Here is a 13,788-nt window from a genome sequence, read left to right as displayed (position 1 = left end):
AGTCTGTTTCAAGTCATGAAAATGGTCGCTCGATTTCTGCACCAAGGCAAGCTGGACATAAGCATAGCCCCTAGTAGAGCAAAAAAGCCAAGGGCTTACCGAGGGTGCCTGATTACAAGACTTCCGTCTTTCAGCTCCACAGTCCCTAGGCGGCTAACAGCTGACATGCCCAGCAATACGGTCGACAGCGCATCATCCGGAACCACACCCGCTTGAACGTTGCGAATGCGCACACCAGCCACGTCCAGCCGATCGATTGTAACAGGTGCGAACTTTATTCGGCCGTTGGCCGTTTCAGCGTCTGCGGTGAAGTCATTCGGCGCCACATTGATGCCTGAGCGCCGAGCGAGCTTCATTGGCATCGCGACAAATGTGGCACCGGTGTCCACCAACGCTTCTGACGGCTTTCCGTTGATGCGAATGGACGCCACAAAATGACCCCGACCATCGGCCTTCAACACGATGGTCTTGCTCATCTGTTTTTGGGGTTTGTCCGCATCGGTTGTCGAAGCTGTTCTGTCTTCAGACCCACGCTCGTTCAGTCCGAGATGCCTCTGCAATAAATCAGGGCCAAAGACTGCGGCAACAACCGCCAACGCAAGGACAATCAGATAGCGTTGCATGTCTTCCTCCCTTAAGCCAAAAACAGCTCCGCAAGAAGTCAGAACTCAGTGGTTGCTTCCAACTGATCTGCAACACGCTTGATCTCTGACCCCGTTGGGGCGCTGGTCTGAGCGCCGGTCCGCGTGCACGCAAGCCCGCCTGCAGCGCTTGCTTCAAACAGCGCGCGCTTCAGATCAGACCCGCGGTCGAGGGCTGCCACCAGCGCGCCAACAAACGCATCTCCAGCACCGGTTGTATCGATTGGCTCTACGGGTGCAGGCGGGATGTGACCAATAAACTTTTCGCCGTCATGGGCAATCGCACCGTCGTTGCCAAGGGTCACAATGATTGCCCGGCCGGGCTGAGCCAGCGCGTTGATGAACTCCTCGGGCTCTTCCGGATAGCCGTTCAAGCGAGACAGTGCCGCTGCTTCCTTGCGGCTCGCCACGATTACGTCAGAGGCTTCCACAAGCTCGGAGACAGCCGGATTGGTCGCGGGGTCTGGGTTCAAGACTACACGCGCGCCTTTCAGCTTTGCAATTTCGATGGCCTTGGCGGTTACATGGGAAGGAACTTCCATCTGCAGAAGCAGCGTATCGCCTTCATGCAGAACATCATCAAGCCATTCAGCTTGTACACGGTTGTTCACGCCGCTTGCCACAATAATCTGGTTCTCACCGGCCGCATCAACACCGATCATGGCAAGACCTGTGGCTCCGTCCAGAACCCGCACGCCGCGCACATCCACACCAGCAGACTTGAGGTTCACCAGTGCGGGCTCGCCAAACAGATCAGACCCAACTGCTCCGACCATACGGGTTTCTGAGCCTGCCATGCGAGCGGCAAAGGCCTGATTTCCGCCCTTTCCGCCGGCAAAATATTGATGATCCGGGCCAACAACCGTTTCACTAGCCACTGGCAAGCGCTCTACAGCAACGACAAGATCAAGATTGATTGAACCCAGAACAACGATCATTCGAATACGCCTTTAAGAGCTTGCATGGCAGAAAACCGCCCCGCACTCCAAAGAGTTGGGGCAGCATTCAGTCTTATTTAAATGATGTGCCGTCCGTTGCAAGCGGCACCTTTCGAATGGGCGCTCGCAGTCAAGCGACAGAGAGGGCCTGATAGAACGCCGCCAGCTTTTCTGGATCCAGCTTGCCGTTGGTACGCACGCCCGAACACACATCGACCGCGAACGGCCCAACCGTTTTGACGGCTTCACCCACGTTCTCGGGCGTCAAACCGCCTGCCAAGAATACAGGGGCTGCTGCGCTCTCCACAATGGCTTTGCTATGGGTCCAGTCATGGATGCGACCTGTTCCGCCTAGCTCATTTTCAGAGGGGTTGCCTGAGTCCAGAAGCAGCGCATCCACATAGGGCGCATAATCTTGGGCCAGCTCCACAGCGTACTCGTCTTCCACATGCACGACCTGAACCACCTTGAGGCCACGCGGCAGCTTCTTGCGCAACCGTTCATGCTCAGAGGGATCGACATGGCTTACGATCTGCACCGTGTTCGCACCAGAATGCACCAGATGATCAGCAATAGAGTCGGCTTTTTCCTCGCTGGTGAGCAGAAACGTTGCGACTGGCGGCGAGATAATCTGCGCTATTTCGTAGATCAGGCTATCGCTGATCACGCCTGGCCCGCTAGGCATCTTTGATACCAAGCCAACAGCATCTGCACCGCAAGCCACGGCCATCTGCGCCTCTTCGAACGACGAAATACAGCAGACCTTCATGCGGGTCCGCCCGGCGTTGGAAATCATGGTTCGCCCCATAAGGTTATCGGAGAGAAGAAGGTACTGCTATGCACCAGGCATGAAAAGCCTAAAAGAAAGCCCGACACTAAGGCCGGGCTTCCATTTCATGATGTTATTTTGTGCCGTACATGCGGTCGCCAGCATCGCCAAGACCTGGAACGATGTAGCCCTTTTCGTCGAGCTTTTCGTCCACTGCAGCCGTATAGATTGGTACATCTGGATGGGCTTCGTTGAACCGCTGAACACCTTCAGGTGCGGCCAGAAGACACACAAAACACATCTTGTTCGCACCGCGCTGCTTCAAGCGCTCAACAGCAGCGATGGCAGAGTTCGCGGTTGCCAGCATCGGGTCAACAACGATCACCAGACGCTCGTCCATATCCGCCGGTGCCTTGAAGTAGTATTCGACCGCATTCAGGGTCTTGGGGTCACGGTAAAGACCAATGTGCGCAACGCGGGCAGACGGGATGAGTTCCAGCATGCCTTCAAGCAGGCCGTTACCTGCACGCAGGATTGACGCAAACACGAGCTTCTTGCCCGCCAGAACTGGCGCGCTCATTTCGGAGACTGGCGTATCGATGGATGCATTGACCAGCTCAAGGTCACGGGTCACTTCATAGCACAGCAGCAGGGAAATCTCACGCAGCAGACGGCGGAAGCCCTGCGTGGAAGTTTCCTTCATGCGCATGTGGGTGAGTTTGTGCTGAACGAGCGGGTGGTCAATTACGGTTGCGCCAGGCATCTTTACCTCATTGTTTTATTCTGCAGGGCGGCGGTGACTTATGAAAGCAGCACATGCAGACTGAATTCTCTTCATTTAGACAGGCTTGTGACTCACCATCACGCCTCTGTCCAGTGCCGTGCCATTAAAAAACGGTGGCATCACTGATTATGGTCAATGGAGGTTCCCCTCCGGGACGTTTTTCCCGAGCAATCTGCCGACCGGCAGCCCACGTGCCACCCTCAAGTACACAGGCCAGGGGCAGTTGCTCAGCGTTGACGCCAAGGTCGGTACGGATCCAGTCGGCCAACTTGTCCAGAAGCGCAACCGTGAGAGCACGCCACTCCACGATGAGCTCACTGTCCACCCCATGGCTCTTCAGAAGGTTGCTTTCATCCTTCAGCTTGAGCACACCGGTATCGATGAACAAACCGCCATTGCGGTATTCTGCAAGGCCGGTCAGTCCATCCAGATCAACCACCTCAACCCCAGCCCAAACCAGCGGCTCCACCAACGAATACGCCATCCATTGGCTCAGCTTGTGGAACGGCATGAGATTATTGGTCTTGTCTTCGGTTACAATTTTGGAATGTCGCCATGTGTCGCCCAAGCCAACTCCGTCGATCTCCTCCCGGCCCGGCCAGATAGGCCCAAGACCATCCAGCAGGACTTCAAGGATACGGGGTGCTGGCAATGGTTTGGCCTGCCCCTCATCAAACAGGACATCAAACAAACCACCCGGGCGGGGCTCGTCCATTGTCCCGAACAAGTCGGGCCTCAGGGATACCGCCTCTCCAAGGCTTTTAAGAAGGGCTGCCCGCTCCTTCAGCCCCACGATCGGGTTCGTTTCAGAGACCTGCAGACCTTCGCGCACTTCATCTTCATCAACACGGAATAACTCACCTGCATCTGCCCGCAACGGATCCAGCGGACTGCCGGAGAACATGCCGCCGGAGAACATCAACAGGGAAGCTATGGCCAAGCCTTCCGAGCGACTATAGTTTTCGTCGGTAACGGCTTCGTGGAAAGACCAATCAGGTCCGGCCCCCGCATCCATCAGAACGGACAGTATCGCCAGATCAAACGCGGCTCTGCCCATGCCCCGCACGTCGGAGAAGCGACGCGCGCCTGCCAGCATCGCCCAGCGGTCAACCCCGCCTGCCTCGAAGTGACGCCACCGAGCGTGAAACGGGATTTGCATATCGGGGTAAGCATTTTCAGTGGCTGCCATCGTGCGTCTGGCCGCTTCTGCCAAGCGGCTCATGTCCACTGTGAAATGCTCCAGCTCCCCCTTTATGCCAAGATCGAAAAGCGTGTGTGCGCGTTGACGTACTGCTCCCGCATTCAACAGGGACAGAGCATCAGACTCTTTACTATCAATAGTCATCGATTGACCGACCGTGGATCTGTTTGAGTTCATCACCAGAAGGTGCAGGCGCATTACTGAAGTAACCTGCGGCCTTCTTGGCCTCCATTTCCACCTGAGCATCGGCTGGAATCAGCTCATCTGGCAATGCGACACGCTCATCGATAGAAATACCGGATTCTATCAGAGCATTGTATTTCATGTCTGACATTGAAATGAACCGGCCAATGCGAGTTATCCCGAGCCAGTGCAACACATCGGGCATCAATTCCTGAAAGCGCGCATCCTGAACGCCTGCCACACACTCCGTGCGAGCGAAATAGGTTGCAGCGGAATCTCCGCCTTCCTGCCGCTTGCGAGCGTTGTAGACGAGGAATTTGGTCACCTCGCCCAGTGCTCTGCCTTCTTTCCGATTGTAGATGATCAGACCCGTACCACCAGCTTGGGCGGTTTGAATGGATTCAACAAGACCGTGCAGCAGATACGGGCGACAGGTGCAAATGTCAGACCCAAAAACGTCTGATCCATTGCATTCGTCATGCACTCTACAGGTGACGGAACCGTCCGTTGCGGTCAGCCCTTCGACATCGCCAATCACATAGAGTGTGGTGCCCCCGATGGGCGGAAGGAACACCTCCAGATCAGAGCGCGTGATGAGGTCGGGATACATGCCGCCTGTCTGCTCAAACAGCGTGCGGCGCAGTACATCTTCTTCAACACCAAACCGCGCTGCAATTCCCGGAAGGTGCCAGACCGGATCAATGGCCGCTTTGGTGACACTCACCTCTCCTCGAGCGTTGACGATAGCGCCATCAACCTTCAAGGCTCCCGCAGCAATCGCTGTTTTCAGCTCCGGCATATCCAGCTTTGCTTTGGTGATGGCGATGGTCGGCCGAATGTCCACACCCTTTGCAATCAGATCGCCGAACAGGTCGGCTGTCATCGCGCCAAACGGATCGAGAGACACGATCTTTCCCGGCTCCGACCATTGCGGGTATGGACCGATTTCGACCATTGGATGGGTGTTGTTGTAGTCCGGCCGACGGTCTGGATCGAGACTCCCGGAGGAAACGGCGAGCGCTTTGTAAAGGGAATACGAGCCCCCGTGAACACCAATGGTGTTTCGGTTTTCCGGCTGGTTTGGGCTGGCGATCACTGGCCCGCGCTGTTGGGGATCAACCTCACCCCACTTAAGCTTGTAGGGCGAAGGATCCTGCGCACCCGGATGGGTTGAGAGCCGAATGTGTGTTGGTCGTTTAACTCCACTTTCCATTTTTGCGCGGCGACAAACCGCTCCCTAACGTTGCGTAAGAGACCAGTTTGCGCCTTTTGCCCACAAATGAAAAGCGTTTTCTAGGTGTTAGTTCGTATCCCGTGTCGCCTCTTCAAGCTGCTGGAACAAACGTGCCTTTGTGTCGTCGTCGCAGAAGGCGGCTTTGATGGCGTTGGCTGTCAGCTCTTTCTGAATGGCGCGATCCCAGCCAAACACCCGTGAGGTCTCAGAGTACTCGTGACCCAGGGTTGTCCGGAAGAACGGCGGATCATCAGAACTCAGCGTGATCTTGACCCCTGCCTGACGCAGAATGTTGACCGGATGGAAGCGCAGGTTCGAGTACACACCAAGCGCAATGTTGGAACCGGGGCATACTTCAAGCGTTACGCCCTCTTCCACGATGCGCTGCACCAACGCCGGATCTTCGACAGAGCGCACGCCATGCCCAATGCGCGTCACATGGAGGAAGTCCAGGACTCCCTTAACGCTTTCAGGACCACCAAACTCACCAGCGTGGGCGGTCAGACCCAAGCCTGCCTCTTGAGCAATCTTGAAGGCCTTCTGGTAATTGGAAGGGTGACCTTCTCTCTCATCACCCGCCAAGCCAAAGCCGGTCAGAAGCGGATGCGGGTTGTTGACGGTCGTCAAAGCCGCCATTTCCACCGCCTTCACCCCGTAATGGCGAACGCCAGTGGAGATCATGCGGCCTTCAATGCCAGTGGCTTCATTGGCCCGCATGATGCCTTCGCCGATCGCGTCCATATAGGCTTTGTAGGTCAAACCCGATTGAACCGCGTGATCGGGAGAGATGAAGACCTCGCCGTATATGGCCCCTTCTGCTGCCAGCATGCCGAAGTATGTCTCGGCAAGAAGGGTGAAGTCTTCAGGCGAGCGAAACAAGGCGCTTGCCACATCATATGTTTTCAAGAAGGTCGTAAAATCATGCCAGCTGTAGTTGCCATTTGCGTCCAGTAGGCCGTCCAGCGCAACGCCATAGCGCTCCGCCAGTTGTATCACCAATGATGGTGGCGCCGCCCCTTCCATATGGCAGTGCAACTCGGCGCGTGGCACAACAGGTGGCTTCGGTATCATTGCTTAAAACCTCTCATCGGGTCTGCCATACGCGGAAACGAAGCCATTTCCTTCGGAATAGGGCTTCGGTTTCAAACGCGGGTAGCGGGCAGCACGGGCACACCCCGGATCAAAATGGAAATGGTGAGCAGAGGGGGTTCCGCGTTCCCCTCCACTCGCTTGTGGGCGGCCTTAAAGGAAGGAGACGCCGACCTTGCCCTGCTCAACGCCAAGGAACTTGGCAATGGTTTCACCAATATCGGCAAAAGAATTGCGCACACCGATCGCGCCGCCCTTTTGACCTTTGACCAACGCCAACAACGGCACGTGTTCACGTGTGTGATCCGTGCCGCGCCAGGTTGGGTCACAGCCATGATCCGCGGTGAGGACAAGCAGGTCGCCCTCTTTCATTGCCTCGATCATTTCCGGCAGACGTCTATCGAAGTGCTCCAGAGCAGCGGCATAACCAGGCACATCACGGCGGTGCCCGTAGAGCATGTCGAAATCAACGAAGTTGGAGAACACCAAGTCACCATCCTTGGCCAGTTCCATGGCTTCCAGTGTCTTTTCGAAGAGTTGATCGTTACCGGCGCCCTTAAGGAGCTTCGTCACACCCTGGTGGGCGAAAATGTCAGAGATCTTGCCAACGCCAATGACTTCGCGGCCAGCGTCTTTCAGACGATCCAGAACGGTTGGAGCCGGTGGCAGAACAGAATAGTCACGGCGGTTCGCGGTACGCTCAAAGCCGCTCTCAACCGAGCCAACGAATGGGCGAGCAATCACACGGCCGATGTTGTAGTCATCCAGCAGCTGACGGACGTCTTCGCACAGTTTCAGCAAACGCTCGAGGCCAAAGGTCTCTTCATGCGCTGCGATCTGGAAAACACTGTCTGCGGATGTATAGAAGATCGGCATGCCGGTCTTGATGTGTTCTTCTGCAAACTCATCAATAACAACCGTTCCGGACCCATGTGCCAAGCACAGAGCCCCCTCAAGGTTGTTGCGCTCGTAAATCTTGTCGAGCAGTTCCTGTGGGAAGCATGGCACTTCATTCGGAAAGTAGCCCCACTCGAACTCTACTGGCACACCGGCGATTTCCCAGTGGCCGGAAGGGGTATCCTTGCCCTTTGAGAGTTCCTGAGCATAGCCCCAGAGCCCCTCTGGCTCTCCGGCAAAATCAAGGCCAGCAACATCTTTGCCGGTGGAGAGCTTGGCTGCGGCTCCCAGACCCATGCGGTCCAGATTTGGCAGTGCTAGCGGCCCTTTGCGAAGGCCCTCCTTGTCGCCCTTGCCTTCCGCACATGCGTCCGCAATATGGCCTAGAGTATCAGAGCCAACATCACCAAATTTCTCTGCATCGTCTGCAGCGCCGATACCAAAGCTGTCTAGTACACACAGTATTGCGCGGGGCATGAGTTTTCCTTCAAATTTCTTATTGCTGTCTGCTGGCAGGCCCCGTTTTTGGGTGGGTGCGGACCCCGCCAGCCACAGCTATTGCCTCTATAAAGCGAACATCATCGACTACTTGGCGATGCGGTCTCGAACAGTGTCAAACTCGGCAACCTCAGAAGCCTCACCGACAGTGTAAGCACTGAGCAGCACTTCTTGCGCACGGCGCACCTGATCTTCGTTTTGCGCGTGGATGATGCCAATCGGGTTGTCGCTGTCGACGGTGGTACCAACGCCTGCGATGTGGATGATGCCAACAGCTGGATCGACTTCATCTTCAGGTGCGGTGCGGCCACCCCCAAGTTCAACAACTGCAACACCTACGGTGCGTGCATCGACCTTGGTCACGATGCCTGCTTCTGGAGCATAAACAGGCACCTCAAGAGGGGCCTTCGGCAGGTACACTTCAGGCTTGTCCATGAAGTCTGCCGGGCCACCAAGGGCGGTTACCATGCGGCCAAACACCTCTGCGGCTTCGCCACTTTCGAAGGCACGAGACATGTTCGCGCGGCCTTCTTCCGGATTGGCTGCAAGACCCGCAGTTGCCAGAGCTTCACCACCGATGGCGACAGTTACATCCCATAGACGGTTGTCGATGTGTGTGCCCTTCAGGAAGTCCACCGCGTTTTGGACTTCAACGGCGTTACCAGCTGCGGAAGCCAGAGACTCGTTCATGTCCGTCAGAAGCGCGGTTGTCTTGAGACCGGCACCGTTAGCCACCAATACGAGGCTTTCAGCCAACGCTTTGGCTTCCTCATAAGAGCCCATGAACGCACCTGTTCCCCACTTCACGTCGAGAACCAGTGTTTCAAGGCCGGCAGCCAGCTTCTTTGACAGAATGGACGCGGTGATGAGGTCAATACTCTCAACTGTCGCGGTCACATCACGGATGCCGTAGAAGCGCTTGTCTGCTGGGGCGAGATTGGCGGTCTGGCCGATGATGGCGCAGCCGACTTCCTTCACCACTTTGCGGAACAGCGTGTTGTCAGGCTTTGCGGTGTAGCCTGGAATGCTCTCCAGCTTGTCGAGGGTGCCACCGGTATGACCAAGGCCGCGGCCGGAGATCATTGGAACTGCGGCACCGCAAACAGCAAGTGCCGGAGCGAGCATCAGGGAAACGTTGTCGCCCACCCCGCCGGTGGAGTGCTTGTCAACGATTGGCGCTTCGATGTCGGACCAGTCCAGAACATCACCGCTGTCTCGCATGGCAAGGGTCAGCGCTACACGCTCGTCAATGCTCAGTCCACGAAAGAAGATGGCCATGGCCAGAGCCGCAACCTGTCCTTCAGTCACACCACCATCGGTGATGCCGTTCACGAACAGCTGAATGTGATCTGGATTGAGAGTTCCACCATCACGTTTTAGGCGGACGATTTCCTGGGGCAGCATACTAGTAGGTCTCCGTGCTCAGATTTGTACGACCTTCGATTTCCGCCAATACAGCATCCAGCAGGCCGCTGGCACCAAAGCGGAAACTTGCAGCAGACACCCAATTTTGACCCATGAGTTTATCTGCCAGATCGAGATAGTTTTTCGCGTCTTCCACGCTGCGAATGCCGCCTGCTGGCTTGAAGCCAACCGGGCGGTGGTTTTCCTTGCCCATTTCGCGGATCACGTTGAGCATGATTTCCGCAGCTTCGAGCGTCGCGTTCACTTTAACCTTGCCGGTGGACGTCTTGATGAAGTCAGCACCCTGCGCGATCGCGATTTCCGACGCGACGTGGATCAGACGGGGATCCTGCATTTCGCCGGTTTCCAGAATGACTTTCAACAAGGCTGGCTCGCCAATCACCTTGCGCACTTCGGAGATCTGGGTTTCAGCAAAACCCCGGCGACCGTCCATGAAGGCGCGATAAGGCATGACCAGATCAATTTCATCAGCGCCATCGGCCAATGCCGCTTCTGTTTCCTTAACCACCGCCAGTGTGTCTTCACCGCCATGAGGGAAGTTTACCACGGTTGCGATGCGAACCGGAGAGCCCTTCAGCAGCTCGGCAGCCTGTTTGATGAATGGCGCATAAATGCAGATTGCAGCAACATGCCCATGTGGTGTGCTCGAGCGCTCAATCAGCTTCTCGATGTCCGCTGGTGTGCAGTCATCATTCAGATTGGTCAGATCAATCAGACCAAGGGCGCGCTTGGCAGCCACTTGCAGTTCTGTCTCACTCATAGGTCCGCTTCCTTTACGCGATGGACTTCATGTAGGCGCGAAGGATCTTCTTGATCTTCGCCGCACCCAGTGGGGCCATTTCCTTGGTTTCATCATGCGACAAACCATGTGCCTGAAGCCCTGCACCCATGTTGGTGATGGTAGAGATGGCAGCAACCTTCATACCGAGGAAGCGCGCCAGAATGACTTCAGGAACAGTGGACATGCCAACGGCGTCGGCACCCAGAACCTGAGACATGCGGATTTCCGCAGGTGTTTCGAAAGAGGGGCCTGAGAACCACATGTAAACGCCCTCTTCCAGATCTTCGCCAACATCCTTGGCAGCGGCCTTCAATGCTTCGCGGATCTCTGGATCGTAGGCGGTGGACATGTCGAGGAAGCGGCTTTCGTCTTCCTCTCCAATCAGAGGGTTAAGGCCGGACCAGTTGATGTGATCGTTGATCAGCATTGGAGAACCGGGCTTGATGTGGTCCCGCAAAGACCCTGCTGCGTTCGTTGCGATGAGAGTATCGCAGCCCAGCTCCTTCAGGGTTTCCAGTGGCGTGCGCATGATGGAAGGGTTGCCACTCTCATAGTAGTGCGCACGGCCGGACAGGATCACCACCGGCACGCCTTCCAGCATACCTGCAACCAATTCACTGGCATGTGCCGTTACGGAGGAAACCGGGAATTCAGGCAACTTTGTATAAGGAATACGGGTTGCATCTTCCACTTCGCTGGCCAGAGAACCAAGGCCGGAACCCAGGATGAGGCCTACCTTATAGGTGCCAGAACGGGCTGCGCGAACAACATCCGCACATTCTTTACCAAATCCGCTCATTTCTTTTCCTTTACTCGCTGCTCACAAGCTCAAACCCGGCAGGCAAAAGCTCACTTACTTTGAACGTCTTTCGCAGGCCCTCGAGGTTGGCCACGTGCACTTGAACATCCCCATCAGCAAATTCTTTGAGTTTTTGGCGGCAGCCGCCACAGGGGGTGCAAAGAGCGGCATCAGCCAGAACAACCACTTCCTTGATGCGGGTGCTCCCGCCTCGGATCATGGCCGCAATAGCCCCAGCCTCGGCGCAGGTTCCTTCCGGGTAGGCCGCGTTTTCTACGTTGCAACCGGAAACAACCTTGCCGTCTTCGGTGAGGAGCGCGGCCCCCACCTTGAAATTTGAGTAGGGTGCATAGGCGGTCGCGTGGGCCGCCTTAGCTTCGTCGAAGAGTTTCTCAAAAGCGCTCATCAGGTCCGCTCCTTCACATAAGGAATACCAGAAGCTTTGGGCGGAATTGCGCGGCCAATGAAGCCTGCCAGCAGTACAACGGTCAGGATGTATGGCAGAGCCTGGAAGAACTGGACCGGCACTTCACCAACGCCCGGAATGGACTGGCCCTGCATCAGGTTGGCAACCGCATCAAGGAAGCCAAAGAGCAAGCATGCGAACATGGCGTTCACGGGTTTCCACTTGGCAAAGATCAGCGCAGCCAGTGCGATAAAGCCTTTACCTGCACTCATGTCCTTGATGAAGCCAGCGGACTGTGCAATCGCCAGATAGGCACCGGCAAAACCACAGAGCGCACCGCAAATGATAACCGCCCGGTAACGCAGCCATGCAACGGAGATACCTGCTGTATCAACCGCTTGAGGGCTCTCACCCACCGCGCGCAGGCGCAGGCCAAAGCGTGTGCGGAACACAACCCACCAGGTCAGAGGCACAGCCACGAAAGCGGCGTAGACCAGAATGTTGTGACCAGAAAGAAGGTCGGCATAGATTGGGCCAATGAATGGCACATTCTGAATGCTCTCCGCAAATGGCAGCGTGATTGGGCTAAAGCGCCAGTCCATATCCAGCTGCGGGGTACGGCCGCCCTGAGCAAACCAGGCCTGTCCCAAAAGAACGGTCAAGCCAGCTGCGAGGAAGTTGATGGCCACACCGGCAACAACCTGGTTGCCGCGGTTTGTGATGGAAGCAAAGCCATGGATCAGCGCCAGCAGAACGGATACGAAAATCGCAGCCAGCAGGCCGAGCCAAGGGTCTTGGGTCCAGTAAGCCACGGCACCTGCAGCGAACGCGCCGCCGAGCATCTTACCTTCCAGACCGATATCAACAATACCGGAGCGTTCGGAGAACAAGCCAGCCAGACATGCAAACAGAAGTGGCGTGGACAGGCGAAGAGTACTATCGAGTACGAGAATGATAACGTCTAACATCTTCGCCTCCTTACGCTACAGCTTTTGCACCGGCGAACCGGTCAAAAAAGGCCACCACAGCCGGACGGAACATGTGCTCCAGAGCCCCCGCAAACAGGATCACCAGAGCCTGAATGACAACGATCATGTCACGGGTGATGGTTGGGATTTCGAAGGCCAGTTCCGCGCCGCCCTGGTAGAGCATGCCGAACAGAATGGAGGCGAGGATGATCCCGATTGGGTGACCGCGCCCCATAAGCGCCACAGCAATGCCCACAAAGCCATAACCGGCGGTGAAGTCGAGCAGCAAACGTGCCTGCGCGCCCATCACTTCGTTGATACCCATGAGACCTGCCAGAGCACCGGAAATCAGCATGGTGACCACGGTGATGCGCACGGGAGAGATCCCTGCGTAAACCGCAGCATTTGGGTTGGCACCGAATGTGCGAATTTCATAGCCCAGCTTGGTGCGCCAGATCAAAACCCAGACCAGCACACAGGCAATGAGGGCAACGAACAGCGCAAGGTTTACTGGAGACTGTCCCAGATCAAAGGCCGGGAACAAGTGACGCAGCAGTGGCAGCTGTCCGCCCTCTTCAAAGCCACGGGTCGATGGCTGCATGGATCCGGTTGGGCGCAAAACGTTGGCCAACAGATACACCATCAAGGATGAGGCGATGAAGTTGAACATGATCGTTGTGATAACGATGTGGGAGCCGCGCTTAGCCTGAAGGTAGGCTGGGATGAAGGCCCAACCGGCACCAAAGGCAGCACCGCCGATAATGGCCATGGGCAGCGTGACGTACCAAGGCACGAACTGGTCCATGGCCAGACAGGCGAGCGCAACGCCGAGGCCGCCCACGTAGGCCTGACCTTCACCACCAATGTTGAAGAGACCCGCATGGAATGCGACCGCCACGGCCAGACCGGTGAAGATGAAGTTTGTTGCATAGAACAGGGTAAAGCCAACGCCTTCCCCATATCCAAGAGCGCCCCAGACAAGCCACTTAACGGCTTCAAGTGGATTCTCCCCGATGAGAATAACCACGAGACCTGAGACCAAAAACGCAGCAATCAAGTTGATCGCGGGAAGAAGACCGAAGTCTACCCAGCGAGGTAGTTGCCCCTTGCTCATTGCTTGCCCCCCTTGAATGGGGCAGGCGCCCCACTGTCACAGTCAATAATTGGCGAGTTCA

At 56.3% G+C, this 13,788-nt stretch carries 14 protein-coding genes; all 14 read right to left on the bottom strand.

Translation table 11 applies throughout. From position 1 onward, the window contains the following. Positions 1–95: 95 nt before the first annotated feature. Entirely contained in the window at positions 96–623 is a 528-nt protein-coding gene (locus PUV47_RS09075; protein ID WP_274218207.1) for a retropepsin-like aspartic protease family protein, read from the bottom strand. A 38-nt stretch (positions 624–661) separates the two neighbouring features. Then, positions 662–1,579 (bottom strand): ribokinase, encoded by a 918-nt coding sequence (locus PUV47_RS09070; protein WP_274218206.1) that lies wholly within the window; start codon positions 1,577–1,579, stop codon positions 662–664. 130 nt (positions 1,580–1,709) lie between these two features. Further along, positions 1,710–2,375, bottom strand: a complete 666-nt coding sequence (locus PUV47_RS09065; RefSeq protein ID WP_274218205.1) for a phosphoribosylanthranilate isomerase — start codon at positions 2,373–2,375, stop codon at positions 1,710–1,712. A 106-nt stretch (positions 2,376–2,481) separates the two neighbouring features. Further along, complete coding sequence (gene upp, locus PUV47_RS09060; RefSeq protein ID WP_274218204.1) at positions 2,482–3,111, bottom strand: uracil phosphoribosyltransferase; 630 nt, start codon at positions 3,109–3,111, stop codon at positions 2,482–2,484. A 124-nt stretch (positions 3,112–3,235) separates the two neighbouring features. Next, entirely contained in the window at positions 3,236–4,477 is a 1,242-nt protein-coding gene (locus tag PUV47_RS09055; RefSeq protein WP_274218203.1) for a URC4/urg3 family protein, read from the bottom strand. Beyond that, positions 4,467–5,729, bottom strand: coding sequence for a GTP cyclohydrolase II (locus tag PUV47_RS09050; RefSeq protein WP_274218202.1), 1,263 nt, complete (start codon positions 5,727–5,729; stop codon positions 4,467–4,469). Before PUV47_RS09050 ends, PUV47_RS09055 begins: the two co-directional genes overlap by 11 nt. 87 nt (positions 5,730–5,816) lie before the next feature. Next, positions 5,817–6,821, bottom strand: coding sequence for an adenosine deaminase (locus tag PUV47_RS09045; RefSeq protein WP_274218201.1), 1,005 nt, complete (start codon positions 6,819–6,821; stop codon positions 5,817–5,819). A 171-nt stretch (positions 6,822–6,992) separates the two neighbouring features. Beyond that, complete coding sequence (locus PUV47_RS09040) at positions 6,993–8,213, bottom strand: phosphopentomutase (RefSeq protein ID WP_274218200.1); 1,221 nt, start codon at positions 8,211–8,213, stop codon at positions 6,993–6,995. Positions 8,214–8,321: 108 nt separating this feature from the next. Continuing rightward, the gene (gene deoA, locus PUV47_RS09035; protein ID WP_274218199.1) at positions 8,322–9,638 is read right to left on the bottom strand and encodes a thymidine phosphorylase; all 1,317 of its coding nucleotides are present in this window, start codon (positions 9,636–9,638) and stop codon (positions 8,322–8,324) included. 1 nt (position 9,639) lies between these two features. Then, on the bottom strand, positions 9,640–10,419 hold the full coding sequence (deoC, locus tag PUV47_RS09030) for a deoxyribose-phosphate aldolase (protein ID WP_274218198.1): 780 nt from the start codon (positions 10,417–10,419) through the stop codon (positions 9,640–9,642). Positions 10,420–10,432: 13 nt separating this feature from the next. After that, positions 10,433–11,239: a purine-nucleoside phosphorylase gene (locus PUV47_RS09025; protein WP_274218197.1), complete on the bottom strand. Its 807-nt coding sequence runs from the start codon at positions 11,237–11,239 to the stop codon at positions 10,433–10,435. Between the two features lie 10 nt (positions 11,240–11,249). Continuing rightward, positions 11,250–11,645, bottom strand: a complete 396-nt coding sequence (gene cdd / locus PUV47_RS09020) for a cytidine deaminase (protein ID WP_274218196.1) — start codon at positions 11,643–11,645, stop codon at positions 11,250–11,252. Next, positions 11,645–12,613: an ABC transporter permease gene (locus tag PUV47_RS09015; protein WP_274218195.1), complete on the bottom strand. Its 969-nt coding sequence runs from the start codon at positions 12,611–12,613 to the stop codon at positions 11,645–11,647. Before PUV47_RS09015 ends, cdd begins: the two co-directional genes overlap by 1 nt. Positions 12,614–12,623: 10 nt before the next feature. Further along, a complete protein-coding gene (locus PUV47_RS09010; RefSeq protein WP_274218194.1) occupies positions 12,624–13,727 on the bottom strand; it encodes an ABC transporter permease in 1,104 nt (367 codons plus the stop codon). Positions 13,728–13,788 lie beyond the last annotated feature (61 nt).

It is taken from the genome of Pseudovibrio exalbescens (assembly GCF_028737195.1).
Classification (GTDB): Bacteria; Pseudomonadota; Alphaproteobacteria; order Rhizobiales; family Stappiaceae; genus Pseudovibrio; species Pseudovibrio zosterae.
Note: the sequence above shows the minus strand (reverse complement) of the source record. Positions and strands in the feature narration are given on the sequence as shown.